At 68.5% G+C, this 25,646-nt stretch carries 27 protein-coding genes; 25 read left to right on the forward strand and 2 right to left on the reverse strand.

Annotated elements, in window-relative coordinates:
- The first annotated feature begins 117 nt into the window (after window positions 1-117).
- The 17 genes from ACFYNX_RS27240 to ACFYNX_RS27320 all read left to right on the forward strand — a co-directional run bounded on the left by ACFYNX_RS27240 (window position 118) and on the right by ACFYNX_RS27320 (window position 17,321).
- Complete coding sequence (locus ACFYNX_RS27240; RefSeq protein ID WP_388665010.1) at window positions 118-465, forward strand: hypothetical protein; 348 nt, start codon at window positions 118-120, stop codon at window positions 463-465.
- A 740-nt stretch (window positions 466-1,205) separates the two neighbouring features.
- A complete protein-coding gene (locus ACFYNX_RS27245) occupies window positions 1,206-1,493 on the forward strand; it encodes a DUF3263 domain-containing protein (protein WP_388665012.1) in 288 nt (95 codons plus the stop codon).
- A 112-nt stretch (window positions 1,494-1,605) separates the two neighbouring features.
- Entirely contained in the window at window positions 1,606-1,761 is a 156-nt protein-coding gene (locus ACFYNX_RS27250; RefSeq protein ID WP_388665014.1) for a hypothetical protein, read from the forward strand.
- Between the two features lie 235 nt (window positions 1,762-1,996).
- Window positions 1,997-2,665, forward strand: a complete 669-nt coding sequence (locus ACFYNX_RS27255; RefSeq protein WP_388665016.1) for a hypothetical protein — start codon at window positions 1,997-1,999, stop codon at window positions 2,663-2,665.
- Between the two features lie 270 nt (window positions 2,666-2,935).
- On the forward strand, window positions 2,936-3,694 hold the full coding sequence (locus tag ACFYNX_RS27260; protein WP_388665018.1) for a hypothetical protein: 759 nt from the start codon (window positions 2,936-2,938) through the stop codon (window positions 3,692-3,694).
- 149 nt (window positions 3,695-3,843) lie between these two features.
- Window positions 3,844-4,242 carry a hypothetical protein gene (locus tag ACFYNX_RS27265; protein ID WP_388665020.1) on the forward strand — a complete coding sequence of 133 codons (399 nt, stop codon included), beginning with the start codon at window positions 3,844-3,846 and terminating at the stop codon, window positions 4,240-4,242.
- Window positions 4,243-4,638: 396 nt separating this feature from the next.
- Window positions 4,639-4,899: a hypothetical protein gene (locus ACFYNX_RS27270; protein ID WP_388665022.1), complete on the forward strand. Its 261-nt coding sequence runs from the start codon at window positions 4,639-4,641 to the stop codon at window positions 4,897-4,899.
- 68 nt (window positions 4,900-4,967) lie between these two features.
- Window positions 4,968-5,102, forward strand: coding sequence for a hypothetical protein (locus ACFYNX_RS27275; protein WP_388665024.1), 135 nt, complete (start codon window positions 4,968-4,970; stop codon window positions 5,100-5,102).
- Window positions 5,103-5,886: 784 nt separating this feature from the next.
- Window positions 5,887-7,035: a hypothetical protein gene (locus ACFYNX_RS27280; RefSeq protein WP_388665026.1), complete on the forward strand. Its 1,149-nt coding sequence runs from the start codon at window positions 5,887-5,889 to the stop codon at window positions 7,033-7,035.
- Between the two features lie 283 nt (window positions 7,036-7,318).
- Complete coding sequence (locus ACFYNX_RS27285; RefSeq protein WP_388665028.1) at window positions 7,319-7,609, forward strand: hypothetical protein; 291 nt, start codon at window positions 7,319-7,321, stop codon at window positions 7,607-7,609.
- A 159-nt stretch (window positions 7,610-7,768) separates the two neighbouring features.
- Window positions 7,769-8,155: a hypothetical protein gene (locus ACFYNX_RS27290; RefSeq protein ID WP_388665030.1), complete on the forward strand. Its 387-nt coding sequence runs from the start codon at window positions 7,769-7,771 to the stop codon at window positions 8,153-8,155.
- Between the two features lie 958 nt (window positions 8,156-9,113).
- Window positions 9,114-9,671, forward strand: a complete 558-nt coding sequence (locus tag ACFYNX_RS27295) for a hypothetical protein (RefSeq protein ID WP_388665032.1) — start codon at window positions 9,114-9,116, stop codon at window positions 9,669-9,671.
- 819 nt (window positions 9,672-10,490) lie between these two features.
- Window positions 10,491-11,240 (forward strand): hypothetical protein, encoded by a 750-nt coding sequence (locus ACFYNX_RS27300; protein ID WP_388665034.1) that lies wholly within the window; start codon window positions 10,491-10,493, stop codon window positions 11,238-11,240.
- Between the two features lie 519 nt (window positions 11,241-11,759).
- The gene (locus ACFYNX_RS27305) at window positions 11,760-13,124 is read left to right on the forward strand and encodes a hypothetical protein (RefSeq protein WP_388665036.1); all 1,365 of its coding nucleotides are present in this window, start codon (window positions 11,760-11,762) and stop codon (window positions 13,122-13,124) included.
- A 361-nt stretch (window positions 13,125-13,485) separates the two neighbouring features.
- Complete coding sequence (locus tag ACFYNX_RS27310) at window positions 13,486-14,508, forward strand: DUF3427 domain-containing protein (protein ID WP_388665038.1); 1,023 nt, start codon at window positions 13,486-13,488, stop codon at window positions 14,506-14,508.
- 548 nt (window positions 14,509-15,056) lie between these two features.
- A complete protein-coding gene (locus tag ACFYNX_RS27315) occupies window positions 15,057-15,854 on the forward strand; it encodes a YgjP-like metallopeptidase domain-containing protein (RefSeq protein ID WP_388665040.1) in 798 nt (265 codons plus the stop codon).
- A 396-nt stretch (window positions 15,855-16,250) separates the two neighbouring features.
- Window positions 16,251-17,321: a DNA cytosine methyltransferase gene (locus ACFYNX_RS27320; RefSeq protein ID WP_388665042.1), complete on the forward strand. Its 1,071-nt coding sequence runs from the start codon at window positions 16,251-16,253 to the stop codon at window positions 17,319-17,321.
- 209 nt (window positions 17,322-17,530) lie between these two features.
- Here the strand turns inward: ACFYNX_RS27320 and ACFYNX_RS27325 are convergent, their stop codons facing one another.
- The gene (locus ACFYNX_RS27325; protein WP_388665076.1) at window positions 17,531-18,301 is read right to left on the reverse strand and encodes a transposase; all 771 of its coding nucleotides are present in this window, start codon (window positions 18,299-18,301) and stop codon (window positions 17,531-17,533) included.
- A gap of 38 nt (window positions 18,302-18,339) precedes the next feature.
- Window positions 18,340-18,936 carry a hypothetical protein gene (locus tag ACFYNX_RS27330; protein ID WP_388665044.1) on the reverse strand — a complete coding sequence of 199 codons (597 nt, stop codon included), beginning with the start codon at window positions 18,934-18,936 and terminating at the stop codon, window positions 18,340-18,342.
- 191 nt (window positions 18,937-19,127) lie between these two features.
- Here ACFYNX_RS27330 and ACFYNX_RS27335 point away from each other — a divergent pair, with 191 nt between their 5' ends.
- The 8 genes from ACFYNX_RS27335 to ACFYNX_RS27370 all read left to right on the forward strand — a co-directional run bounded on the left by ACFYNX_RS27335 (window position 19,128) and on the right by ACFYNX_RS27370 (window position 25,347).
- The gene (locus ACFYNX_RS27335) at window positions 19,128-19,517 is read left to right on the forward strand and encodes a hypothetical protein (protein WP_388665046.1); all 390 of its coding nucleotides are present in this window, start codon (window positions 19,128-19,130) and stop codon (window positions 19,515-19,517) included.
- Between the two features lie 397 nt (window positions 19,518-19,914).
- Window positions 19,915-20,118, forward strand: a complete 204-nt coding sequence (locus tag ACFYNX_RS27340) for a hypothetical protein (RefSeq protein WP_388665048.1) — start codon at window positions 19,915-19,917, stop codon at window positions 20,116-20,118.
- Window positions 20,119-21,119: 1,001 nt separating this feature from the next.
- Window positions 21,120-21,479, forward strand: coding sequence for a hypothetical protein (locus tag ACFYNX_RS27345; RefSeq protein WP_388665050.1), 360 nt, complete (start codon window positions 21,120-21,122; stop codon window positions 21,477-21,479).
- Window positions 21,480-21,758: 279 nt separating this feature from the next.
- Complete coding sequence (locus ACFYNX_RS27350) at window positions 21,759-22,046, forward strand: hypothetical protein (RefSeq protein WP_388665052.1); 288 nt, start codon at window positions 21,759-21,761, stop codon at window positions 22,044-22,046.
- 101 nt (window positions 22,047-22,147) lie between these two features.
- Window positions 22,148-22,513 (forward strand): hypothetical protein, encoded by a 366-nt coding sequence (locus tag ACFYNX_RS27355; RefSeq protein ID WP_388665054.1) that lies wholly within the window; start codon window positions 22,148-22,150, stop codon window positions 22,511-22,513.
- Window positions 22,514-22,866: 353 nt separating this feature from the next.
- Complete coding sequence (locus ACFYNX_RS27360; protein ID WP_388665056.1) at window positions 22,867-23,292, forward strand: DUF6283 family protein; 426 nt, start codon at window positions 22,867-22,869, stop codon at window positions 23,290-23,292.
- Between the two features lie 240 nt (window positions 23,293-23,532).
- Window positions 23,533-24,333, forward strand: coding sequence for a hypothetical protein (locus ACFYNX_RS27365; protein ID WP_388665058.1), 801 nt, complete (start codon window positions 23,533-23,535; stop codon window positions 24,331-24,333).
- A gap of 465 nt (window positions 24,334-24,798) precedes the next feature.
- Window positions 24,799-25,347: a hypothetical protein gene (locus ACFYNX_RS27370; protein ID WP_388665060.1), complete on the forward strand. Its 549-nt coding sequence runs from the start codon at window positions 24,799-24,801 to the stop codon at window positions 25,345-25,347.
- The last annotated feature ends 299 nt before the right edge of the window (window positions 25,348-25,646 follow it).

A 25,646-nucleotide genomic window follows, 5' to 3' on the forward strand; every position in this document is an offset into this window, starting at 1 on the left:
GTCGCTCGGCAGCCCCGGCGCCCTGACCCACTCTTGTGGGGCTTGAGGACGCGCCATGCAACATCGCCTCACCCTCGGGATCGCAGAGATCCCGCAGAGTGAGAGGACCCACAAGACATGAATGTCTCGTCGGCAGGGGCGCTCATCGGCTTCCTGCAAGCCATCGCACCGACCACCCCGGAAGAAGGAGCGCATACCGTGGGCGCCACGCACGGCGGGCTCGCCACAGCGCTGACCACGAGAGGGGTCTTGCATACGACTTCAGGCGACAGCGCCGGAGAGTACGTTCACATACCCATGCCGGGCGGCTACCTGATCAGTCTGACTAACCCGCTCGAGGACACCTACGGGTACGACTGGCAGATCACAGACCGAGACGTCCACCCAGTCCTTTCCGGAACGCTGCCCCTGGGACCGGATGCCGTCGCGAAACGCCTAAAGGGTCTCCAAAGCCTCATGAGCTGAGCAGCCGAGCATCGGCCGGGCAGGCGCTTAGCTTCGTCACACCCACCTCGGACGCGCGCCTGTCCGGCTTACTCCCTCCCCGCGGAGGCCTCGAACCTTCCATGCCAGTGCGACGACGGACAAGCACTACGCAAGGTCGATCGGGAGGCACGGATTGGAGTAGGACTTCGACACCCACGCCGTAGTGCCTGCGGGAAGACTCGTCCGCGACTTGTACCGCAACCACAACTTGACCCATCTCGCCGTCTCGCCGGCCTTCGTCCCGCGTCCAGGTAGTACAGCAGCCCTACCGAGCGGTACCCGTGCCGGGCTCTGCTCTGAAGTTGACGCCGTTCGAATCGGCGAACCAGGTCGAACAGCTACCGGCTGCCGCCGATAGGACCCGGGTGGGCGATGCGGCGTGCTGAGCACGCCGAGCGCAGGCACCGCCCCACGGGGCACGCGCGGCCTGCGTACCCCAGCTCGTCCTCTCTGCAGGTCGGCATGGTTCGGGAAGACGTAGACCAGGCACACTCGTGGCCTGGTCCCCAGCCGCGCTCTGCACTGAATCATGTCTCAAGGAACCACGGCCCCTCACGACGCCCGCGATCAAGGACCGGGCGGACTCTCTTGCCACTCTCAACACATGCGGCGCTGAACCTCTCAGCCTACGGGTGCGGATGCTCTTGCTTGCCTTGGCCAGCGCCAAGCGACTGTCAGCCGGTCCACACAGACCGTTCAGGCAGAAGCAGGAGAGCGAGATGTCCGATCAAGCAGGAGAACCCGACAGTGAGCTGTCTGAAACCAAGAGGACTGGACGGGAGCTGACCAACCTAGAACTGCGGATCCTGCACGCCGCCAAGAGCTCCCCCTCGATGGCACAAGGCCCCCGAGACTGCTACATCCGCGAGACCGTCGGCATGGCGCCAACGAGGTATTTCCAGATCCTCAACGCCCTCCTCGACCTGCCCGAGGCATGGGCCGCCGAGCCAGCCACCGTCAAACGTCTTCGGGAGCGACGCCAACGCAATCGCGATCGGTACTGGTAGATCGGACCCGGTGCTCGCGCGTCGAAGGCGAGACGCAGGCACCGACGCCCTCCCGTGGATGCCCGCAGCCGCCCGCATCCTTCCCCAGTGCTCTGCGGAGGGAGACGAGCCTATGAGGGACCCCTGGGCGAAGGAGATCGTGGCGAAGCGGTGGGAGGCCCACAAGCGCTACGCCCGGATCTTCAGGGAAGCGGGCTGGATGGTGCGCCTGCTCGCAAGCCGCGAGGAGACCGGCGGGACGCTCACCGTGCGGACCCCGCAGCTCTGAGCCGATCGCCGGGGGAGGGCTTGCGGGGCTTGGACCCGCCCGGGGCAGTGTCAGCGGGGCCGCAAGACGCTCCCGCATCAGCCCCCTTGCGCTGTGCGGCAGCCCCCGGCCACCGGGCCGCCCCCTTGCCTCTCCTAGGGGTGAGGGGGCGGCTCGGCACCTCCTCACGACGCGCCCACCCCGACATTGCGGGCCACCACACCGCCACCACCCCACTCCTAGGCAGGAGACCCCTGTGACCGACCAGCAGCTCAGCCTCAACGCCATCACCGCGATACCCCGTGTCAAGCACGTCGCCGTACTCGCCGCCGAAGTCCGCCGTCCTCGCACCCAACCGGCCGCGCCTGACACTCCCGCCTCGCTGCGCGCCGCATACATCGCAGCGCTCGACGAGGCGCACCGCACTCACCCGTGCCCGGTGACCGGCCGCCCGTACTGGACCGGATGCGTCCACCCCGACGACCGGGTCGGCTCCTGCCACTCGCAACGGCGCGCAGACGCGGTGCTCGCCGTCCGCGACACGGAACTGGAGCGCCTGCGCGCACAGAACCGCGACCTCATCGGACAGCTCGCGGAAAAGGACGAACACGGCACAGACAGCGACCATGCTCTCGATGAGTTCCTCGGCGCCGATGACGCTGCGGACCTTGCGGCAGCCGACAACCCGACCCAGCTGCGCTGGGGCCTGGACGACGTGCTGTGGGGCGACGACGACACCGTCACCGTTCTGCTGTCCGGCTCCCAGGGCGAGGCGTACTGGCTGGGGTTGGGTAAGGAGCGTGCCGCTGTGCTGCGGCAGAACCTCGCCGGCCCCGGGCAGGACGATACGGCCGCCGAACGGTCCACGGCCCTGGCCCACACGCAGCAGGCCACCGACGACGAACGCAACAACGCCGAGCAGTAGAACCCCGCACACCACGACGCCCCAGCCCTTCCCGGCCGGGGCGTCGCCGCGTCCCGGCCCCGACTCTCCCCGGCGTCCCGCCCCCGGGCCGCCCACCCGTCTGTACGGCACCCGGGTCTTGCGCGTCTTGCCCCCCGCGCGGGGGAGCGTCAGCCCCGGTCCGGAAGAGCACCCCTCGCAGCATCGTGAGGCCGCCGCCGGGCCCCGCCTTCCCTCCATGGGAGAGGCGAGAGCACCCGCAGTGACACCCCGACTGAGAAAGACAACGCGATGACCAAGACCACCAGCACCTTCACCGCCGACGCCGTAGCCGCCGGCCTGAGCATCTACCCCCACCCGAAGCCGGTCCTGTACACGGGCGCACTGGCCGAAGCGATCCACGTGCAGCTCCGCACCTGGGTGGGTGCCGAGCTGGGATTCACCGTCCCCGCCCCGCAGACGCTCATGGCTGGGCCTGCCGACAGCATCGCCCGCCTCCTGGGCGAGCTCACCGAGCACGTCCACCACTTCGGCGTCCCGGTGAGCGGGGACACCGAATCGTGGGGTCTGGCACACCTGTTCCACGCCCACGCCGACGGCCTGTATGCCGCACATGGCCGCGGCGACGCCTATCTCCTGGGAGCCCTCTACTCGCTCATCGCCACCAGCGCCCACCTCGCGGACCGCTATGAGGGACGCATCGAGCTGGACCCGTTTCGCGACCACCGGCCCACCGTCGACGAAAGCGCACTGATCGAGACCGCCCGCATGCAGCTCACCACATGGGTGCCCGACACGTTCGGGACCATCGTGTACCTGCCCGAACGCTGGGAGCTGCACGACGCCGCTGACCTGTCCGACATCCTGGCGGACGTGATCGGAGCTGGAGAAGCGAAGTACGACGGCATGGACGATGACGACAGCCTCCGCGGCATGGCACACCTGGCAAATGCCCGCGCCCATGGTCTGAAGGCCGCGTACGGACACGGCGACGCCCACCTGTTCGCCGCCTTGAACTCGCTGGTCCTGGCCGCTGCCTCCCTCGCCTGACAGATGCCAGGCCCCGCCTGTCCGTTCCCCCGCCGCCTCTGCACCGGGATGCCCCACACCTCAAGGCAGCCGGTCACCGCCCGTCCTGCGCTACGCCCCTGACCACTCCTCGCAGCTCGATTGCGAGCCGGCCGACACGGAGAACCACCATGTCCGCTCCCGCCACCCAGCTGTTCCTCTACGGGAAGTGGCTGTTCAACATCGACCAGGCCCAGGCCCTCCTGAAGGACCACCTCCGCGACACCAAGCCCACCGCTGTCGCCGACTGGGTCGCCGCCTACCACCTGGACCAGCTCACCCCGGGCTACGACGACGCGCGCTGGTGCCCCGTCTTCGGCCCGGACCAGTCCGCCTTCAACGCCGAACACGCCCTGCAAACCGACCTGAACAAGCCGGTCATCATCGCCACCCTGGAGTTCGACAACGGTCCCGCCATCCTGCTCATCGACGGCATCCACCGCATGTACCGGGCGATGACCGAAGGCCGGACAACGCTGCCCGCACACACCCTGACCACTACGGAAACCATCAGGATCCGCGAGCGCTGAACCCCCGCCCGTGAACGCATCGGGGCCCACCCTGCCCAGGGTGGGCCCCGATGCATTCACCCCACCCTCTCGTCATGCTGCCGCCCGCCCGCCGACTGCTACCGGGTTGCCGGGCCTTGCGCGGCTTGACCCCGCGCGGGGCAGTATCGCTCTGGCCGGAAGGCGCTCCCGCACTCCCCTCCACTGTGCGGTCGAGCCCCGGCCTGCCGGGCCGCCCCATCCCCCTCACCCAGGGCGGCCCGGCACCTCCAAACCCCCAACCCTGCCCCCGCATCCATCTGCCTCTTCCAACCGGCCGACCGCCCACATACCGCAGCACGAGCCGCTACGCCGCGCCCGTGACCCCCGCAGCCACCACCCCCGGCTCACCACCACCTCACCAAGGAGAACTCCGTCATGACCAGTACCGCCCTCGACGCCCCTGCGAGCCACTACCAGGCCCGTCTCCTGCTCGCCGCCCTCGACGACTCCCAGCGCCGCATCCCGTCCGACGCCAAGGCCCGCACACTCCGCATCATGCGACTGCGCCAGTGGATCCGTCCCGTGCTGCGCGACCGCAGCGGCCCGTCCATCCCCTCCAACATCCGTCACTGGACGCTCACCCACCACGGCGTGAACGCCGCCAACCGGGCACGCACCGCGCAGCTCGCCGAATAGTTCCCCGTCACCGCAGCGACCCTCCACATTCCGAGGAGGGCCAGGAGCACCGCGACATCGTCGTTGTGATGTCCGAGCCCGCCGCAGACGGCACGGTCAAGGCCCACAGCGTGAAGCACGAAAGACCCCTCCGCGTACCCCTGGCCCGGCTTCGCACGCTCTCCCCGCTGTCCCCGGAGCCCGAGGGCGACCTCACCGACTGATCGGTGAGCACCGACGCAGAGGGCGGCGAACTCGCCCGCGTCCAGGCCAAGGACGAGCACGGGACACGAACAGCGGCCATGCGCCACGCGAAGGGCCGTACGGCCGCCCACCTCGATGGGGGTTCGTCGTGCGGCGCCTGTACACCTCCGATCGGTCCATCCCTGCCGGGAACTGAACGGCATGCCCCGCGGCGTCGGATGAGCACTCTGTGATCATCGTTAGAACTGGATGCACGCGGAAGCCGATCCCGAGGCGCCTGCGGGAGTTCGGCGCTCTCGGCGCCATGGTCAACAGCGACGCCATCGGCGGCGCCCTTTGCCGGCGCCTCCCGGACGGCAAGAAGCTGGCCCCGGGGGAGGCCGTGAATCGGTTCCTGGATAACTGACCGTCCCCCTATCCAGGCGCCGCCCGCCCTGCACTCCAGCCGCACAGCACTCAGCCTCCGCATCTCCGCACACACGGCCGAAGACGCGGGGGCCGCGCCATGCCGGTCCGGGAAGGCCACCGCCCCACCACTGCGCCCACGGCACGGGCCTGCTCAACACAGCCCCGCTGTCGGCCCTTGCGCGGCTTGCTCCCGCGCTGGGCAGTGTCAGTGCGGCCGCAAGGCGCTCCTGCACCACTCCCTCACCCCGGTGCGGTCGAGCCCCCGGCCGGCCGGGCCGCCCTCATTCCCCTTCACCCGGGGCGGCCCGGCACCCCTTTTCCCCGCGGCGTGCCCCGGCCACCTGGCTCGCGCGCCGCTCCTCACCACCGCCCGCCACTTTCGAAAGAGGTCCCACCGTGCCCGAGCGTGTCCTGTCCCTGCCCGGCAGCACCGACCAGTTTGTGCTCACCGACCGCCCCGCCATTACCCTTACCGACCGCTACCGGCCTCTGCCTGACGGCATGACCCTGGGCCACGCCACCGTGGTCCGTGCCCACCAGGTCCGCCCCGGCGACATCGTCGTCGCCTTCTTCACCGACGATTCCGGCCTTCGCCACGCCGAGCACGCCCCCGAGGCATTCACCGCTCACCCCCGCCCCCTCGATACCTGCCCGACCCAGTGCGAAAAGTGTGAGAACCTCCACGCCCACGGCGCCACCGCGGACCGCTACCTGTGCCTGGACGACGCCGACGACCACAGGGACTGTGTCATCGTCTACCGCAACACCCCCGTCGCGATCATCCCCGCCACCACTGCCGGGTCCCTACCGCCGCTGGACTGCGCCCCGCTACTCCCCGACCTTTTCACCCTCGATGGCAGCACGTTCGGCCCCTACGAGGCGCTGCCCGTCTCCCGGGCGTGGAGCCCTTGGAGCGCCATCAGCGTCACCCGGGCCACGGCCGAGCAAATCGCCATCGACCTGCTTCGCAGCCACGCAGGCCGTCACCTCACCTGCCGCTGGCTCCATGAACTCCTGCTCATCTCCTCCGATCCCCGGCTGCGTGCCGAACCGGGCCGCCCGGGACGGCTCATCGAACCCGACGTCGATGGCCGATACCAGATCGGCGGCCTGTGGCCGTGGCAGGAGTGGTCTCCGCCGACCTGCCCCGACTGCTCGACCGACACAGAGCAGATCGATGTCGAGGGCGAGAAGGCTTGGCGTTGCACCGCCGCGGACTGCAACCGGCGTATCTACAGCACCGGCGACCCCGACGACGATAAGGACCTCCCCCCGTACACCGAGACCGAGACCGACGGCGCCACGATCGTCTACCACGGCACCGACGAGATCGACATCGAGACCACGGCCGAACTCGCCTCCCAAGAAGAGATCCACGAAAACGGCCAGGAAGCCGATGAGGACGACGGACTGACGTGCCCGAACGGCAACCAGTCGCCCGAGTGCACCGAGATCGACCCGTGCGAGGCATGTGCCCAGGACGCGGACCAGGAGGCAACCATGATCGAGGCGTCCATGGGCCTGCACAACGGCACCATCGATTGATCATCACCCCAGCACCTTGGCCCGGGCACAGCAACGACATCGTGCCCGGGCCGCCCAAGCCCGCCCTCAGCGTGCCTCTGCCCAGCCGGCGGGGTTGCGGGCCTTGGCCGTCAGTTCAAAAACCCTTCACCCTGCCCCTCCGGCACGCCACACCGCCTGGCTACCACACCCCGACACACAACAAGCGCCGCAAGAACCGTGTACTCCCCGCCCTCACGGCGTCGGGGCCCTCCTCCGCTCACTCCTCAGACCCGACCCGACCACCGGCTGAACAGGACCCAGCATGAGCGACAACAACGCATCGGATCGCATCGTCGGCGAACACACCATCCACGGCCACCACGTGGAAGTACACCGCCTGACCTGGAAGAACCACCCCAGTTTGAGCTTCGACGTGACCGATACCGAGACCGGCGGCCTCCTCAACATGGACGAAAGCTTCGACCACTACCCGACCACGCGGCAGCTCACCACCCTCATCGAGGCGAGTGACAGCGAGGATAGGCACGACAACTGCTTTGGAGCCCACGTCACCGCCGACGGCCACGCCGACTGCGACGGCAACGTGCTGTAGCCCGGCCCTGGCCGCCCGAAACCCCGACACCTTCGGCCCGCTCTTGCGGGGCTTGCCTCCGGCCAGGGAAGTGTCGGGGTGCCGGAAGTGCTCCCGCTCATCCCCCTGCGGCTGTCCCCCGGCTGCCGCCTATCCGTCTCGTCGACCAGGAGCCCTCTCGTGAAGATCCGTCTAGGCACACCCGAGGTCACGTTCACCGTGTCCGGCACGATCAGCCGTCCTCAGCTGATCGCCACCGACCGGGACGGCACGCGTTTCATGCGTGCCGAGGAATTCGAGGCCGAACTCCGTCCCTCCCCGGCCGAAGACGCGCCCGACACCCTGCGGTGGAAAGTGGACGTGCTCACTTTACGCGGCCGCAAGATCGTCAACCGTCGTACCAGCGAAGCGTGGACGAGCCGTCGCTTCTACTACCCCGCGCAGTCCCGCGACGGCGTCCCCGCCTGGGTCCTGACCCTGGTCGAGCAGGTCCTTCCCGACCAGCCGCCGCCCCGTTACGCGCGCCGCGTCTTCTCCCTTCCCGACCCGCCCAAGCCCACCCCCTGACCGCCAGCCGCACCCCCGCAGTCGGCGGGATTGCAGGCCTTGGCCGCCCGCCCGAGAACCTCCACCTACCCCACCGGCACACCACCGCCCTGGGGGGATGACCGTCACGTGAACAAGGGAGACGCACCATGCCCGACACCTTCTGAGCAAAGATCGACAAGCAGCTCCAAGAACTGCGCACCGCCAAGAACGCAGACGACGTCCTGCGCATCCTGCCTTCCGACGGAGACGCCCCCATCTCCTTCGAAGGCTCCGGCGGAGACGAGACCGTCAGCGCCGCCCTGTACACCGCGGACTGGGAACTGTTCTGGGCGGAATCACCGGTCTACTACACGATGCGCCCCCCGACGGATCGATGATCACTTACATCGAGGGCGACATCTTCCCCGGTGACCGTCACGGCAACAACCCTGCCCCGAGCGCCCACTGACCCCTGGTACTCCGTTCTGGCTCCCGGCCCCGCCTGCGCCCCCGCAGGCGGGGCCGTTCGCCGTGCTGCGGCCCGCACTCCCGGCGCCGGCACGCTTGCAGGCCCCACTCCTGCGCATGCTCTGACCACACCCCTCCACACCACGGAAAGGACCCCGCGCCCATGCCCGCCCTGCCCAGGGTGAGCCTTTCGGATTCGCTCCACCCTGTTCACTTTTCGCCGCTCCGCCCGCCCTGCCAACCCTGGCCTGCCGTTTTTGGCGGCACCGGCTGGCTGCCGCCCCCCGCTCCACGACCGCGCTGCCGGCCCGGCGTCCGGTAGCCACCACCTCGCCCTGCAGGTGCATCGAGAACTGCCCCCGCTGACTGGCTGCCCCCAGATCTTGAGTACCTTGCCCACCTGTACGGCACTGTCGGGCCACCGGCCAGGACGGGGGCGGCCGCCCCGTTCCACTGGCCAGCCACGCCGGGCACGGCCTATGTGCCTCCCGGCCACTGGTCGCCGTCCACCGTCCTTGAAAGGAACGTCATGAGCGAGACGAACGAACCGAAGGCATCCGAGCTGCGGCTTCTGCGCGAGGTCGTGGAGAACGAAGGCCGAGACGGTGTAAGCATTTACCTGCGCGAGCGCGGCAACCTCCGGCTTGAGACCGGGATGAACGTCAACCGGCCGACCATCAAAAGCGCCCAAGACAAAGAACTCGTCGACTGGTCCGGCAGCATCGGGACGCCGGTGACCTCCACCGCCCACGGCAAGCAGATCTACCAGGCGAAGTGGGGTCCCCTGCCGCCCCGGGAAGAGATTCCCGGCAGTGGGCGTCCCAGCCTTGACGCCATTCTCGTCCTCGACGCGGCTCCCGTCGCCGAGGTCGCGCACGCCCTGTTCGACGCGGCCCTGAGGGCCGCGCGAGAGAAGGCGTCCGACGACCCCGACTACTACGACCTCATGCTCAAGATCCAGGACATGGACACCCCCAACGCGTTGGCCGCCCTTAGAAAGGCGTCCCTGCCCTCGGACATGATCGTGCCCATCGCAGACGTTCTCGCGCTCCTCGTCCCGCACACCTATGCCCCCCGGATCACCTGAACCCGCCCGCTCGGTGTCATGCGCTGCACCCCGGGCAGGACCGCTGCGGCCCTGCCCGGGGTGCAGCGCATGACACCGAGTCCGGCTGGGATCCCTGCCACGTCTGGGCCGCGCAGGGCCGCTGCTTCCTCACTCACCTTGCCCCCGGAGGCAACCGTCCCGCCGCTCGTCCGCTGCCCGGGCCGGGGCACCTCACGCCCCGCACCCGGTGGTTCATGGTTGCCGAACTACCCCGTCCCCGCCGCACCCTGAAACCCCGCCGAACCTCCACCCCAGGGCCTCCCTTTCCTGGCAGGAGTTCGCACCGATGGCCGCCGTGCCGTTCTGGATCGACCCCGCCCGCATTCCACTGATCGTCGGCAATCGCCCCCGCCCCCAGGGCTGCGACTACGCCCCGCTCCCGCCCGGTGCGGAGCATGCCGCCCGGCCGTGCTCGCCGTACCACCTGCCGACCGGCCCCGATACCCTTTTGCCCGCTGGCTCTTGCGGGGCTTGTTCCCGGTCGGGGGAGTGTCGGGGTGCCTGAAGGCACTCCCGCACCACCCCCTAACCCACTTCGCCTCACCTTGCCGACCACCGGCTCCGAACCTGCGGCATCTGTTCCGGGTTCGGGGGCTGTCTTACGTCCCCATCCTCACTGCCGTCGTCGCGCGTCACTCCGTTTACCGCACGCTGCGCACCTCCGCCCACCCCCGGCCGACTTGCGCCCCTTGCCGCCAACTTCGGCACAGTCCTCACACCGGCCCGGGTCGAACGGTGACCACCACCCCGTCCCCGGCCGCGCTTCTACTCGATTCTCACTCCGTGAAAGGCCCTGCCATGACCACCACTCCCGCTCCCGCGACTTCCCCCCGGGCCGCTGCCGCTTCTTTGTTCGTCGGCGCGTTTAACTCCGTGTTCGAGGACGAGCCGGGCATGACGATCGCCGTGCACCTGACCACCGGGTCCAGCCTCGCCATCACCGGCCGCCCCGGTGACGACTACGACATCCACTTCAGTCCCGCGGAGGTGTCCGTCGTCCTGGACTGGCTCACCCGCGCCATAGTCACCGACCCGGGCGCGGTCATCGCGGTCACCGCCAACCGCGATGACGAAGAAGACTCGGCGCACGGCTGGGCATGGTTCATCAGTACCGGTGAGGCTCTGCCCGCCAGTGTGGCCTCCTCACTCTTCCCCGATCACATCGAACTCCTCGGCGCACAGCAGCCGCAGATTACCCTCCGAGGTTCTTGGCCACTGGTCGACACGAGCGCCGACGGCCTGGCATACACCCCGCTCAGCGACGACGTGAAGGCGGTCATCACCGCGCACCGCGAGCCGGAGCGGCCGGCCACCAGGCACCGGATTGCACTGCGCCTGGACGGCACGGTCACCATCCACGTCACCGCCACCGACGTCCACGCGGCCCAGACTGCGCTGGAAGAGATCAGCCACGAGGACTTCGACATCGACCTGACGACCCGCGACGGCCACGTGATCAGCTACATCACGCTCGGCGACGCCGACAGCGCCGAACTGGTCAGCATCGACGACATCCCCGCCGACGAACTGCCCGACGACATGCACTGATAGAAACCTGCCCGCACGGGGCGCGGCGAACTGCCGCGCCCTGCCCTTCACCACGCTGCTCCCTCGCACACTCGGCCCAGCAGCCAGTGACCTGTTCCGTGCAAGGGGGCCACCCCGCCCCGGGCGGGCCTCCCACGGTCGTCGTACCGCCTGCCGACCGGACTTCGACACCCCTTACCCCGGCTCTTGCGCACCTTGATCATGACCGGGGGAGTGCCGGGTGCCCGAAGGCGCTCCCATGCCGCCCTCTCACCGTGCGGCCGAGCCCCTGCATGCCGCCCCCCTTCTTCACTGGTGTCAAGGTTCACTCCGGCTTCGACACCGTGCCACCTCACACAGAGATGACAGACACCATGACCGACGCCACCCCTCCCGCCCTGGACGCCAGCACACTGCAGCCCGGCGACGAACCGCAGGCATTGCCCTTTCCGAGTAAGCACCCTTGCAGTACTAGGCCACATGTCAGCGACGGTCACCTCAGCCGCTGACCCGGGCGGCCCCCTTCTCCGAGGACCAGCCATGCCCCGTAAGCGGATCCCGCCCACCAAGTCCCGCACAGCCCGGAAGGTCGAACTCCTCCAGAATCTGATCAACCACCCGCGCACCGCAGCCGAAGAGCGCGACGCTGCAAAGCGCATGCTCAATCGAGTCATTGAGAAGGCGCGAGACAACGGAGAGGACGTCACCGACACTCGCACCGCCAGGTCAGGCGGCTACCGGCTTCCGGAAGTCGTCTACGGTGACAAGTATGAGCAGGTCAAGAACATGCGGCTTCCTGATATTGCCAAGCTCATGCGTGCCGACATCAAGATAGCCCGCAAGGTCGGAACGAAGAGTTCGACACCTGGCGCGCTCGCCACCGTCGACCCTCTCGGCGACATGCCGAAGGAGATTAAAGTCTCCGTCACCAGCGAATACTTTGCTGGCGGCGGCGCGATCCGGATGCGCGTCAAGGACATCCCCCTTGAGTGGGGCTTCGTTCAGGAGCGAGACCGGTGGGGAGACATGCGATGGGTCCCATCGGTCGCCTTTGCGGCGGTACTCACCGACCTCGAAGTCATTCACCAGGCCTACAACTACGACGGCAGTGACTCGCAGGTCGACTACTTTCACGTCAACTTCTATGGATCGGTGGACTACGAGCGCCCCGCGCCCCCGCAGAACCACACTCCCGAAGAATCAGTGCGCGAAGTTCCGCCGCAGAAAGTGGAACAGCCGCGAAGCCAGTCCGCAGTCTCGCGACCGCCGCAGAAGCTCAGCGGGGCTCAGATCAAAGCCACAGCCATCGCCGCAGGCATGCATGACGTACGCCCCGTCCACAAGGACGACGAGGTCATCGGCTACACGGCCCAGGGCAGCAGCGGCCTCTACTCCGCTCTCACCACGGCGGGAAGGATCCTGCGGCTCAACCACCGAAGCCGTCCGACGGCAGCCCTCTGGCTGCAGCGCAACCCGGTCCGCTCCACAGCCGCCACCAAACTGTGCCAGGCCGAGCCCGCCGCGCCCAGCCGGAAGCCCGACGTCTCCAGGTCGCTGTACACCAAGACCGAACGGGAAACCCAAATTGCTGATCTCAAAGCCGCCGTCGCCGACGAGCCAGACCACGCCCGCTACGCCGCCCGCCTGATCTCGCACTACGAGTCCGGCGGCACTCTCGCCGATGAGCCGGACCACGAGGACCTCGTGGACGTTAGCCTCCGGATCGGGGCCGCGCTCTCCAGCGACATCCAAGCCATCTTCCGCCGGACATCACACGCGGCCTCAGCCGTCAAAGAGCACCCCTACCGCGCCGACTACCGCAGGGTGCGGCGGGAGAACCTTGTGAAGCGCCAGCGCAGGATTGCCCACGCACAGCGGCACACGGCTACCTCGCCCCGGCAGTGAAGTAGTCACCTCGCGCGACACAGGTCTGCAGTAGTGGCCAAGCCCACTGCAGGCCTGCCTGAAGCCCCCGCGTACCTCGAACGCGGGGGCGCCGCGGTGCGTAGCCAGGGCCACGAGCAGCGAGCCCCACGACTTCCACCGACCCCACCGACGCAGGGCCAGCAGCAGGCACCGACCTGCACGCACCGAGCCACGCACATGGGTACCACCGCCGCCGGCCATCCTGCCCAACGCAAGGGCTTGTAAGCCTTGGCATTGAGCCGGTCAGAGTCCCACTCAGCACCGACCGCGAACAGCGCCAGCCGGTCTTTGCGTATTCACCTTGGCGCACTCTGCACCCCGGCGAAAAGGGAAGAACCCGATGACCGACGACACCTCCTCCACGAGCCCTAGCACCCCCGCGATACCGCAGCGGGCGACGATCAACACGCTGGTCCAGGAAGCCAAGAAGGTCGGCAGTCTTCAGCTCACAGACTTCTTGAACGCCACCGGCCGCGACATCACCGACGTGTACCGGGGCGCAACCACCTGGACCGCGATCCTGCGCCGCGCCGAGCTCGTGCCCGCTCCCGCCACCGCTCTTCCCGGCGAAGCGGCTCTGCTCAAGCGCATGCACAGCTTCCTGCACGTCGACGACGCCGAACGTGCCTCCACCTACCAGCGCTTCACGGCCGACGATGCCCCCTCGTACGATTCCCTGGACGAGTGGGACCAGACCCTGGCACGGATGCTCTTCTTCAACCTGTGGGACAAGGGCGGCTTCACGACGTACGCGGCCGGGCTCGCCTCACTGCGCGCCCAGCACGCGGTGCGCGGCGAGCTGAATCAGATCCTCGCCTACCTGCTGACCAGTGACCGCCTGCACGACGGCCAGCCGCTCGGAGGAGCTCATGTACACATCCCCCTGAACATTCACCACGCCTACAACCGGTCCGAAATCCTGGCCGCACTAGGCGTGGCCCGCCTCGGCGGCCAGATGCCTGGCTATTTCGCCCAGGGAGTGCTCTGGGACGAGGCGAACCGGACAGACGCTCTGCTGATCACGCTCAACAAGAGCGAACGGGACTTCTCCCCGACTGTCCGCTACAAGGACTACGCGATCAGCCGAACCGAATTCCACTGGGAGTCGCAGAACGCCACTGCGCCCGACTCCCCGACCGGTCAGCGCTACCAGAAGCACACCGAGCAGCGCAGCCACGTCCTGCTTTTCATGCGAGAGAGCAAAGACACGGCGACCGGCAAGGCGATGCCGTGGGTGCTCCTTGGCCCCGGAACCTACAAGAACCACACCGGAACCAAGCCCATGGCGATCACGTGGCAGCTGCACCACCCCTTGCCTGACCGGATCTGGTCCCAGATGCCTGCCTCCCAGCCCACCCGCTGACCAAGCACCTCCACCGGCGGCCCGGCCCCACCAACGCGTGGGGCCGGGCCGCCCCGTGTCATGATCAAAAAGGCAGACCACAACGGTCCAGTAGATAGGCCCAACCCCACAAGCAACCGCGCCGAGGCCAGGGCAGGCCGCACGTGGACCGCTACATCGGCTACCTCTACAACGGCCTTTGAGGGGCCAAGCGGCCTCCCTGTGACACCGCTCAGGAGCCCAGTTCGTCACTGAGGCCATGCTGTCCGTTCAACAACACCAGTCACCACATCCGTGTGGAGCCCGCTCACCAGCGCACAAGAATCCGCCAGACCCGCCGGGTCTGCCCACGCCATTTGCGCGGGCAGACCCGTCGCCGTTAGCCCGTCTCCACCACCGAGATCCGGCATCCACTTCTAAAGCCACCACTCGCCGCCGGCGTGGCCCGATCCGTACCGGGTTGCGGCCCTAGCCCCCGCGCTCCGCAGCGTACCCACGGCCAGGCACCCCCGGATGGAGCCCACGGCTGCAGCATCCGACTGCCCGCCCCCAGAACAGAGAGGTAGGACATGCACGACACCAAAGCCCTCGTTCACAAAGCCATTACCAACGAACCCACGCTCACCGGGTACGTCCATGAGGTGAGGGTCAGCGTACGGAGAAAGACCCTCGGCATGACGATAAAGCCCGGCGACCCGGGAATCACCGTGCACGTGCCCGCCGGCATCCCCGCGGAACGGGTCGTGGTCTTGCTAACTAAGAACCGCGAACGAATAGCAACGATGCTGATGAAGTCCCGCCAGTACGTACCGGACCACCCCGTCAAGGAGCTGGTCGGCGGCGAAGGCTTCCTCTGGCTCGGCCGCTCCGCGCGCCTGCGCATCATGGACAATGCCCAAGTCCCCGTCGCCCGCCAGGGCCGTTCCTGGCTGCTCCTCTCCCGAGACGCCCGCGCCCGCGGTGGGAAACCTCTGATCGACTGGTACATCCGTGAGGCGGACGCATGGATCAACCAGCCCAATGAGGCCGAGTACTGGTGGCGAAGGCTGAGAACAGGTCGACCCATGCCGGCCGTCCGCGTGGCGAACATCGGCCGCACCCGGTGGGGAGCGCACGACGCCGCCACAAACACGGTTCGGCTGGCATGGCAGACCTTCCAGTTCCCACCGCAACTGGTCCGACATGTACTCGTCCACGAGTTCATCCACGCCATGAGAGTGACCGGTCCGGCGCACGGCCCCAACTTCTGGCGAGCCTTCGAGCGTGCCCGGACCGGTGCCCAACAAGAAGTCCAGCAGCTCAACGAACTGGGCTGCCGCCTGTGGATGGGCGACACTACGCTCGATATCAAACCGGGAAGCCGCTAACCAGCGACGACCACCAAGCCAGCCAGCATCTGTGCACGGTGAACCCAGTCGGCCCGGGACTCCGTGCGGTACCGGGGCCGCTCTCCACACATCAGCACACAGCTCTGGTCTGACCGGGACCGGTGCACCCCGCCTCTCGCCGAGTTCGTCCGACTCTGTGCGCTACTCCTCTGCTGCCGGTCTCCGGTCTGGGCGTGCAGGTCGCGGAGCCACCCATCCGCACTCCACGCGCCGCCGGGACGTCAGTCCGGGCCTACCGACTGACGCCAAGTCAAGTCTGATGCAACGAGCTTGTGTCTTGCGTCGCTAAACCTCACACCTGGCTACCTAGCTCAGTCAGCTCACCACGGAGGTTCCGCTTCCAGTGAGAAAGGGCCACCAGTCGAGGAAGCGGCCATGAACAGTACGCCACCAGTCCATATAGTTGACCTGTTCGGAGGGCCTGGCGGATGGGACATCTCCGCGCAGCAGCTCGGTCTCGCCGTAACTGGCATCGAGATCGACCATTCCGCTTGCGAGACCCGCCGAGCCGCTGGTCTGGGAACCGTTGAGGGCGACGTCCGCGCCTACAGCCCCGCCGACTTCCCGGACGCCACAGATCTGATCGGATCCCCGCCATGCCAGCCGTACTCCATCGGCGGCAAGGGGGCCGGGCGCCGAGCACTGGACACCGTGCTGCACTTCGCATACCTGCTCGCTGCGAGGCAGGAATTCCGGTCCGGCCTTACCGCCCTCGACGACGAGCGAACAGGCTTGGTGCTCGAGCCGTTGCGCTGGATTCTTGAGGCCCTGGACAGCGGACGCCCATACCGAACCGTAATGCTGGAGCAGGTCCCCACAGTGCTACCTGTCTGGGATGCGATGGCGCAGATCCTGCGACGAGAGGGCTATACGGTGGAAACCGGGCGCCTGAACGCCGAGGCGTACGGAGTCCCCCAGACGCGATCCCGCGCCATCCTGGTAGCCCGCTGGCAGGGCCCAGTAGCACTCCCCGAACCCACCCACCGCCGCTACAGCCGTAACACCGCGCGGGACGACGGTCACCCCGACCTCCTACCCTGGGTGTCAATGGCACAGGCGATTGGCTGGGGAATGACGCACCGCCCGGCTCTCACTGTTGCGGTAGGCACCGCGGCGGGCGGTCCAGACCCCTCCTGCGTCGGTGGCTCCGGCAGCCGGGCCACCCTGTACGGCGAACGCGACGCTGGTCGATGGATTGCAGACACCCGAACCGTTCCGGCTGAATCGCTCCCCGCCTGCCGTGGCGGTCGCAAGGACATGATCCGGGTCTCGGTAGCTGACGCAGCCACTCTCCAGACCTTTCCTCCCAACCACCCCTTCCAGGGATCGCGGACCAGACAGTACGAACAGGTCGGCAACGCGATGCCGCCAGGATTGGCGGACGCCGTCATCCGACAGACCCTGGCCGCCGAACTGGCTGCGCGGGCCAGCGCTCTCACAGCCTGATCTCTGGCTGCAATCTGGCCCTCGCGCCTTCCCCACCGACTTGCCCTCGGGCCGCATTGCACGAGGCCCGAGGCCCTCCCGGGGACACGACTGCTCGTCCGGTCCGGCTTTCCGTCGCCCATTGCGTCCCTTACTTCTCCGCTAAGGGCTGTCCCGTAAAGGTCTTCGAGTCAGTAGGGCCGTGATCGACTGCTGTCCGCTCGGCTCGCCTATCGGCCGAGTGCGAGGTTGTGCAGACGGGCGATGCCCCTCATCGCGTGATGGACGCCGTCGCCCTTCAACCGGCAGTCGCGGAGGATCTTCCAGGTCTTCATGCGGGCGAAGGCGTGCTCGACACGGGCGCGGACCTGACGGTGAGAAGTGTTGTGTTCTTCCTTCCAAGCCGGCAGTTCGCTCTGCCCACGCTCGCGACGGTGCGGGATTACCAGGCCGGTGCCTCGGTAGCCGCCGTCGGCGATGACGGTGGTGCGGCCGACGGCCTCCTCGGCTCCGGACAGTGCCCACGCCTTGCAGTCGTTGCGGTTGCCGGGCAACGGCCGGCCGACCACGACGACGCGCCGGGTATCGGCGTCGATGACGATCTGGTGATTGGTGGAGTACCGGTAGTTCTTGGACCGCTCGGCCACCGTGTGATCGCGGGTGGGGACCAGAGTTCCGTCCACGATGAGCACGGTGTCCTTGCGGAACCGTTTGCGGGGCTTGAGCGCGAGCCGGGGGCCGAGGTGACCGACGATGCGGCCGGCCGCGGACTTCGAGACGCCGAAGAGCGGTGCGAGCTGGCGCAGCGTCAGGTTGGTGCGCCAGTACGCGGCCACCAGGAGCAACCGGTCTTCCAGCGGAATCCCCCACGGCCGGCCGCGCCGAGCGATGTCGGCGCCTTCGCGCCGCAGCGCACGCACCACCCGGTTGAACTGGCGCGGAGCCACACCGGTGAACGGGACTATCCAAGACGGCTCCGAGGCCGTGATCACACCAGGCACGACAGAGATCATTTACATCGGCATCAGCCGGGGCAATCTCAGCCGAGGAAGTCCTTCCAGAGCGGGACGGATGCCTGCGGATTCCAGGGCGCGCCCTCATCGATCTCGCCGAACTCGCGGTCGATGTAGTCGGCCAGATCCTGGCCGTAGCAGATGATGTCGGCCCCCCACACCGACAGGACCGGATGTCCCGGAGTGTCGCGACCTGCGGGTATGAAGCGGTGCGCATAGACGGGAACGAGCCGTGGGGCTCGTACAAGTACCGCTCGGGCCACTTCCAAGGCCTCTTCCTTGGAGGTGGGACGCGCTCCCAGGGCCGGATGCCAGCTGCCATGAGCGACGTCGCCCAGCACTTCTTGTACCGGCCACTCCAGCCGATGGCGCAGGTCGTCTTCATCAGCGTGACGCCAGTCGGGCCAGGGCTGCTCCCATGCCGCGCCTTCCTCGGGAGGTGAAGCGACCGGCAGCCCTGCCGCCAGGAATGCACGATGCTCCGGGGAGAACTCGAACTCATAGGTCGCCTCTATCCGGCTGAACTCTTCCTCCGTGAGCCCTGGAGCTATCTCACAGCAGTCCGCCTCCGCCAACCGCTGCGCGGCCTCCGCGCCCAACCGAGCGCCATCAAAGTCGATCACTCCGGCACCGTACACACGCTGCGTGCACGGCATCACATCTTTTCGAGCCTCGACTCGGGCCTCCAGGTCATTGCGGGACAGCCCTTAGCCAAGATCGAGTCGGCTGCCCCGGGGGACGACGGCCATTCCCATCCCGGGGCCTATCCCGGCGCCCCGCCGAGATACCGCAGCCCTGACTCCTGGAGGACTTCATGAAGGTGACACCCAGCGGCTACGTCCTTGAATTCCCACATGTCATGGAGGGACTGCGGGACATCGCAGCCCAGTGCCAGAATCCTGCCCACCTCACCTTCGTGGACACCGCTATCGCGGCATTCGAGCAAGAAGGCCCTAGCGCCGAACCGCTTCTGAACGGCTGCCCTTTGCGAATCGCGCAGCTGATCTTCGAAGAGACCGCCGAGGCCTACATCACCGTGCAGACGGCCGCCCGACTCCACGAGCAGGGCAGCTTCCTGGCCCGAAACTTCCGCCACCCCTACACCGCCCACCGCCGAGCTCAAGCACTCCAAGCACACCGTGCGCGCCGTCTCCGCAACGTCACCGGCTTGGACAGGATCCGGGCTCACCTCACGATCGGCTGACCAACCCCGGGGCTTCGGCACCCCGGCCCCGCTCGCCGGGGACCGCGCCGCAGAGACGCCGGCACACGACAGGAGTCGCGCGGCTGGCTCGGCCCCAGGGCAGTGTCCACACCGCCGGGCACACCCGAAGCCCCACTACGGTTGCCCACCTAACTCCGGCGCTGATGACCGTTAGTTCACCCGCCCGCACCTGACGGGCCAGCAGCCGAAGGAAGTACTCATGTCGTCTCACCCCAACCCTGAATCGCCTCACGACCCGCTGACGACCAATGTCGAACCGGCCACCATACGAAGGCTCAACGCCGAGGAAGCTGTGAAGCACGCAGTTGACCAGACAGTCGGATCCGCACCCGTCCACCCCGCTCTAACCGCTGCATGGACCTCCTGGCGCGGCACCGTGCACGATCTCATTCACAACGGCTGCCGGGCCGTCGGCATCGACCAGGCGGACGCCGTACAAGGAGCCATCACAGCGACTGGCTACCAGCGCCGGACCGCAGGCTCCCTCTACAACGAGATCGACGCCCTCACGGCTGCCGGGGCGTGGTGGCACTACACCCCCCACGGGGTGTTCTGGACCGATGCCGATCAGGAGATCTGACCACCAATCCCTGAAGGCATCCTGCCCGCCCCAACCGGCAAATGCGCCCCGGCCCGCTGCGAGCGAGCCGGGGCTTCCGCCTCCGACCACCCCACCAGCACTACATACAGATGCTTATGGCCAGGGACGGACCGTTCCGAAAACCCGCCGCCTCAACTTGGACGTCGCCCGTAGCGGGCGCGGGAGTGAGAAGTTGCGGAGGCTGACCTCGTCGGCGGCAATGTTGGAGGTGCCGCAAGCGCTTCCGACGCTTCCTTCGCGCAAGCAGTCACATCACCAGCGTGTAACCCACGCCCAGCCCGGCCTCTGCCACCGCCCCGATTCCGGCCCGTGCAGCGGGGCTGGGACCGCCTCGCTTCCTGCCGCGCCCGGCCGCCCGGCCACACCCCGCGCACGTCCTGCCCGCGGTCCAGCGGCCCCCAGCCCCGGGCAGGTGAGTGTTGCGGGGCTTGGGGCGGCAGAGTCGGGTCACGGCCGGGGGAATGGCGACTACCCCCACTCCTCCGGCTCCGTCCGCCTGACTCCACCTGGCCCCGGCACCGCACTCGCGCTGTCGGGGCTGTCCCTTGCCGCAGGGCTACCTGATTCGACGCCCCAGGCCTACCAGCCCCGCGCCGTGCGGCCGCCCTGGTTGGGGCTTGCGGGGCTTGCCACCAGACACCTCAGTGTGCGGGCACCGAGAGCACCGCGAACACGGCTCCCTCCTAGCCTATCGGCCGATGTGGTCAAGCCTGCCTCACCCCAGCCGTATCGGGATCCGGGCCCGCGTGCTCTCGCGGTCTTCCCGCCGCCCCTGGACTGGAGTTGCCATGCTCGCGCCCACTTGCCCAACAACCACCACCCCGCGCCCCGCCCCGGCCGTGCCCGCTCCAGCCCCTTACGATGGCCCACGTGCCGCAGCTGCCGACTTCTTCACTCTCGCACGCAACGGGCGGGCGCACACCGCCCCGCCGGCGTTCCGCGATGGAGACTGCATCTGCTGCCCCCAGGGCAACGAGTGGATGCGTTACGAAGGCCGGTGGATCATCCCCGGCCAGCCCCGCGGCCTGAACCTGGCCGACCACACCGTCAGTCGCTGGTGGCAGACCCGGCATACTGCGGGCAGCAGCTTCGCCCTGGTCCACCGTCTCCACCCCGGAGAGACCGACCTGATCAGCGCCAACCACTACACCTGCTGCAACTTCACCGGCGAGGGATCGGCCCAGGAACCGGTCACAGGCCAGTGGCTACGCTCGCTCGCCTGGCAGGCCACCCACAGCCGCACCATCAGCGTCCATCTGGAACTGCCCAACGGAATCGTCACCCTCCACTCCGGAGCCGGTGACGTCTTCTTCCACCCCGCCCGCACCGCCGCCTCCTGATATCCACCCGGGCCCCGGACCGCATTCAGCGGCCCGGGGCCCCCGCGTTGTCGCGCCAACGCTCCGGCCAGGCCGCGCCGTGCTGCCCCATTCCCGGAGTCCGCCCGCCTCGGCTCGAACGCGCCCCGGCTACCCGTCCCGGCCTGGCGGCGGCCGTGTGCGTCATGCCGTGTCGCAGGTCTGGCGCCGCCGGCGATGTTGCGACGCTAACCCCCAACTCCTACACGCTGCACTCATCCCACCCGGTTCACCACCCACTTCAGCAAGGGAGCCCGACCCGTGTCCACCATTCGTGCCGCCCGTGCCCGCATCACCCGCCGCCGACTGACCAGGCTCCGCCGCCGCGACCAGTGGACGAAGGCCACCGTCTACTCCTCCGACCCCGCCAAGCCGGTCGCCGGCGCCTACGGCCGGGGCTCCGCACCCCTGCCCTTCCCTCTCGCCTCCCCCCACACCGCGCCCTACCTCACCCGCCGCCGACCCGACGTCGACCGCACCCCGACCAGCCCCTACCCCCGCTACCTGACCCGCACCCCCAAGCGCTACCGCCGCTGGCCCCGCGCCTGAAGCACCTACCACCGACCACGAGGGGCCAGGGCCGTATACCCCGGCTCAGGCCCCACCGGTCCAAACCACCCGACCAAAGCCTGAAAGACCAGGACCGCCAGATGCCATCCAGCAGCCGCCCTTTCTTCCCCAACCGGTTCGCCGAACACCGCCACACCTGCCCCGCCTGCACCGCCGCCGCCAACACTCCCACCGTCGCCGAAGAAGTCCAGCAGTACTGCGCTGAAGGCCGACGCCTGACGGCCCCGGTGGACACCAGCCACATACGGACCTGGCTCGGCCCCCGCCCACCCTCCCGCCCGACCGACGCCCGCACCTTCATCTGGTCCACATGCACACGCTGCGGCTGGTACGTCTGCTTCCTCGAAGACCAGCAGGCCATGGAGCACACCATGGCCGTGAAGGAACACGCCCGCGATGCATGCGCCAGCGACGGCCAACTCTCCCTGCTCATCGCCGAACCCTGACCTCGGCAACCGCGCCCTGCCCACACGGCCCCACGCCAGGCCCAGTCCCGGCCCGGGCTGTCCCCTCTGCCGCCCGCCCGGGCCGTCTGCCACCGATCTGCGGCGGCCGGCGGCCGGCGGCTCGGACGGGTCGGCTGCGGAAGGCGGCGCAACAGGGCTGCGGGCCCGGCCCTGCCCGCGGCGGCTGGTTGTAGGGGGGCGCGGGCTTGTTCCGTAGCCGGCACGACCAACGGTTGCGGCGCTTGCCACCACCGCGACCATGCTGCAGCCACTCCATTGCCGCCCCGGGCCTCCGGCCACCCACCCGGCCCGGCCAGCAGAATGCCCCTTTCAGCACCAGGAAGCCACCTTTCGTGACGACGCTCCCGCCCGCGCCACGCCCCTGCACCTTCTGCCCCTACAAGACCGAAACCCCCTCCGGTGTCTGGTCGGAAGAGGACTACGCCAAGCTCCCCCTCTACGACGGCCCCACCTGGTCCCAGCCCCCGGGGTTGTTCCAGTGCCACGTTTACGACCGCGACGCCGACGGCGCCCGCGTCTGCGGCGGCTGGGCCGGATGCCACGACATGGAAGAGTCCCTCAGCCTCCGCCTGGCCCAGAGCTTCGGCGAGATCAGCTCGGACGCCGCGCAGGCCATCCGCGACTACGTCTCCCCGGTACCGCTGTTCACCTCCGGCGCGAAAGCCGCCGCCCATGGCCTTCGTGACATTCCCCACCCCGGCTCCGCCGCCCGCCACGCCATGAACAAGATCGCCCGCACCCGCACCGACCTCACCTGAACCCCAGCCCCCGCTCGCCAGGACAGGGCCGCTCCTGCGCCCTGCCTCGCGCACAGTCCCTACCCGCCAGAGCCGGACCCCGCCACCGACACACCCGGGGGAGAGGCGCCCGCACCCCCTCCCGGCCAGGCGCGCCCCCACCGTCCCCGCAGGTTGCCGGCCTTGCCCCGGCCCCAGGCACGGTCCACCAGCCGTACCAACCCCTGCATCCCGCGCACCACGACGAAAAGGAGAACGACGATGGGCGAGCGCCCGCACTACACCGATGACCCGCTGATGGAACGCATGCGGGAGAAGCACCATCTGGAGATGAAACCCGCCGGATCGGACGACCGACCGCTGTGGACCGCCTTCTGCCGCGGATGCAGCTGGAGAGACGACATCGCCCGCGACGACTACGCGCACTTCGAGACGTTCGACCAGCACATGGCCGAGGTGCAGGAGGAGATCCACGCGAAGGCCTCGAAGGAAGTCATCATGCGGACGCGGATGAACCACGGCGGCTGGATCACTGCCGTCCGCCCCGGCAGTGACACCTACACGGTGTGCTGGGAGCTGTGGTCGGAGGTGATCGGGTCGGCTGCATTCGAGGACTTGGCGCCTGGCCGGTTCGACACGTACTGGGAGAAGCACACACGCGGCTTGTTCGTGTTCCACCCGGAGGTGGAGGACGAGCCGGTTTTCCAGGTCGTGCCCGAGACGCAGCCGACTCTCCAGCAGCTCACCACCGTCGTCGAGGTGAGGAACACGGCCGACGAGGACGGGCACGACGACTGCTTCGGGGCCCGCGCCACCGCCGTCGGCTCCGCCGACTGCGACGACATCACCCCGGCCCCGGCCCCGGTCATGTCGGTGGAGGAGTACCAGCGCCGCACGCTGGACGAGCTCGCCGGCGGTGTCATCGTGGACTGCGTCGCTTACAGCCGTGCCGAGTGGGACGGGATCCAGGACGGCGGCCAGCACACCACCGCCGATGAGAGGCCGACCCGCACCGCGCGGCGGACGCAGACGGCATGCGACGGCACCGAAGCCCCGTTCTGACTTCCCTTCCACCCCCGGCCCCCGGCTCCGCTCCTTGCGGGGCCTGAGCCGTCCCGCGCCCCCTGGTTCCCTCCCACTGCTCCCGCAGGGACCACCACCCCCGGGCCGTACCGCCCTCGCCGCTGGCCGCAGCCACTTCCGGCCGCCGCGCCGCGCCCTGCCGCCTTCACCCCGTCCCGCGCAGTCCCGGCGCAGGCGCGTAGCGGACGCCGAACCCCCGTGCCGGAACCCCCCGGGCCCATCCCGTCTATTTGCTCCGCTAACTCCGCTACATCGCAGTCTCGTCCTGCACCCGGCCAGCGGGACGCCGCATTCCCAGCCGATTCCGCTGGGCACCAACGCGCCGCAGCCGCCCCACAGACTCCCCGCTGGTTGCCATCGCCCACTCAGCGCCCCGGTGACGGAAGTACCTGATGTCCGGCGTACCACACCACACCTCAACCGTCCCTCGAAAGGAACCAGCCTGTGAACGCATTCGATTTCAGCCCCCGTCTTGAAGAGACCGCCCCCGAGGTACACGACCGCGCCCCGGTGGGCCGAGCCGCGTACCTCCTGAACGACTACCGGGCCACCGGCCACCCCCACCACCTGATGGCGGCAGAGGAGATGACACGACGGATTGCATCCCTGTGGCACACCGCGGCCGGCACCGGTCGCCAGACCATGTGGCTCCAGGTCGCCCGGTACGCGATCGAACTGGTGGCCTGTCGCAACCCCCGCAACCTGATGCTCGAAAACGACCCCCGAAGCGGCATCTTCGGCGACGGCATCCCCCTGGAAGAGATGGCTCCCCACGCCCACCGCGACATCATCGGCGCAGCCCGTCACCTCGCCTACCACCAGCGCCACGACAGCCCGGCCGACTACGCCAGAGCATCCGCCCTGGCCGAGCAGGCCGCCGCCGTGCTCCAGCAGCAGACCAGGACCGGACTTCCCGGCGTGTGGCTGTCGGTGGTGCGCTACCTCGCGGAACTGCACGCCCACACCCTGGTGCTGAACGAAGCACGGAACTGACCACCCCACCCCGGTGGCGACCCGCTCCACCGCAGGCGCGGGTTGCCACCGGGCTTCAGGACCAGTTGTTGTCAGCTCCTGTGCCCACATCCGCCCGGCTCTCCTTGCCACGGGGCTCGCCCACTGCGCCAGGGAAGGCCACTTCGGCCCCCTTGCTCAGCCGCCAACATCGCTCCGCCCGGCTACCTGTTGTCGTCGTCTCCTGGTCCTGTGCCTGTTCCGGGTGTGGGGCTGAGTCGTGTTGCCGTCCGGCCCGGTCCGCCACTCTCCGGTAGCCGTCCCCGTGCCTTGTTCTGTTC

Origin of the sequence: Streptomyces sp. NPDC007872 (assembly GCF_042868165.1) — a bacterium.
Lineage (GTDB): Bacteria > Actinomycetota > Actinomycetes > Streptomycetales > Streptomycetaceae > Streptomyces.

What these genes read in the sequence shown, in the direction of transcription:
- ACFYNX_RS27240 (WP_388665010.1), top strand. Translation starts at nt 118, where the DNA reads ATGAATGTCTCGTCGGCAGGGGCGCTCATCGGCTTCCTGCAAGCCATC.
- ACFYNX_RS27245 (WP_388665012.1), top strand. Translation starts at nt 1,206, where the DNA reads ATGTCCGATCAAGCAGGAGAACCCGACAGTGAGCTGTCTGAAACCAAG.
- ACFYNX_RS27250 (WP_388665014.1), top strand. Translation starts at nt 1,606, where the DNA reads ATGAGGGACCCCTGGGCGAAGGAGATCGTGGCGAAGCGGTGGGAGGCC.
- ACFYNX_RS27260 (WP_388665018.1), top strand. Translation starts at nt 2,936, where the DNA reads ATGACCAAGACCACCAGCACCTTCACCGCCGACGCCGTAGCCGCCGGC.
- ACFYNX_RS27265 (WP_388665020.1), top strand. Translation starts at nt 3,844, where the DNA reads ATGTCCGCTCCCGCCACCCAGCTGTTCCTCTACGGGAAGTGGCTGTTC.
- ACFYNX_RS27270 (WP_388665022.1), top strand. Translation starts at nt 4,639, where the DNA reads ATGACCAGTACCGCCCTCGACGCCCCTGCGAGCCACTACCAGGCCCGT.
- ACFYNX_RS27275 (WP_388665024.1), top strand. Translation starts at nt 4,968, where the DNA reads ATGTCCGAGCCCGCCGCAGACGGCACGGTCAAGGCCCACAGCGTGAAG.
- ACFYNX_RS27285 (WP_388665028.1), top strand. Translation starts at nt 7,319, where the DNA reads ATGAGCGACAACAACGCATCGGATCGCATCGTCGGCGAACACACCATC.
- ACFYNX_RS27295 (WP_388665032.1), top strand. Translation starts at nt 9,114, where the DNA reads ATGAGCGAGACGAACGAACCGAAGGCATCCGAGCTGCGGCTTCTGCGC.
- ACFYNX_RS27300 (WP_388665034.1), top strand. Translation starts at nt 10,491, where the DNA reads ATGACCACCACTCCCGCTCCCGCGACTTCCCCCCGGGCCGCTGCCGCT.
- ACFYNX_RS27305 (WP_388665036.1), top strand. Translation starts at nt 11,760, where the DNA reads ATGCCCCGTAAGCGGATCCCGCCCACCAAGTCCCGCACAGCCCGGAAG.
- ACFYNX_RS27310 (WP_388665038.1), top strand. Translation starts at nt 13,486, where the DNA reads ATGACCGACGACACCTCCTCCACGAGCCCTAGCACCCCCGCGATACCG.
- ACFYNX_RS27315 (WP_388665040.1), top strand. Translation starts at nt 15,057, where the DNA reads ATGCACGACACCAAAGCCCTCGTTCACAAAGCCATTACCAACGAACCC.
- ACFYNX_RS27320 (WP_388665042.1), top strand. Translation starts at nt 16,251, where the DNA reads ATGAACAGTACGCCACCAGTCCATATAGTTGACCTGTTCGGAGGGCCT.
- ACFYNX_RS27335 (WP_388665046.1), top strand. Translation starts at nt 19,128, where the DNA reads ATGAAGGTGACACCCAGCGGCTACGTCCTTGAATTCCCACATGTCATG.
- ACFYNX_RS27345 (WP_388665050.1), top strand. Translation starts at nt 21,120, where the DNA reads ATGCGTTACGAAGGCCGGTGGATCATCCCCGGCCAGCCCCGCGGCCTG.
- ACFYNX_RS27355 (WP_388665054.1), top strand. Translation starts at nt 22,148, where the DNA reads ATGCCATCCAGCAGCCGCCCTTTCTTCCCCAACCGGTTCGCCGAACAC.
- ACFYNX_RS27365 (WP_388665058.1), top strand. Translation starts at nt 23,533, where the DNA reads ATGGGCGAGCGCCCGCACTACACCGATGACCCGCTGATGGAACGCATG.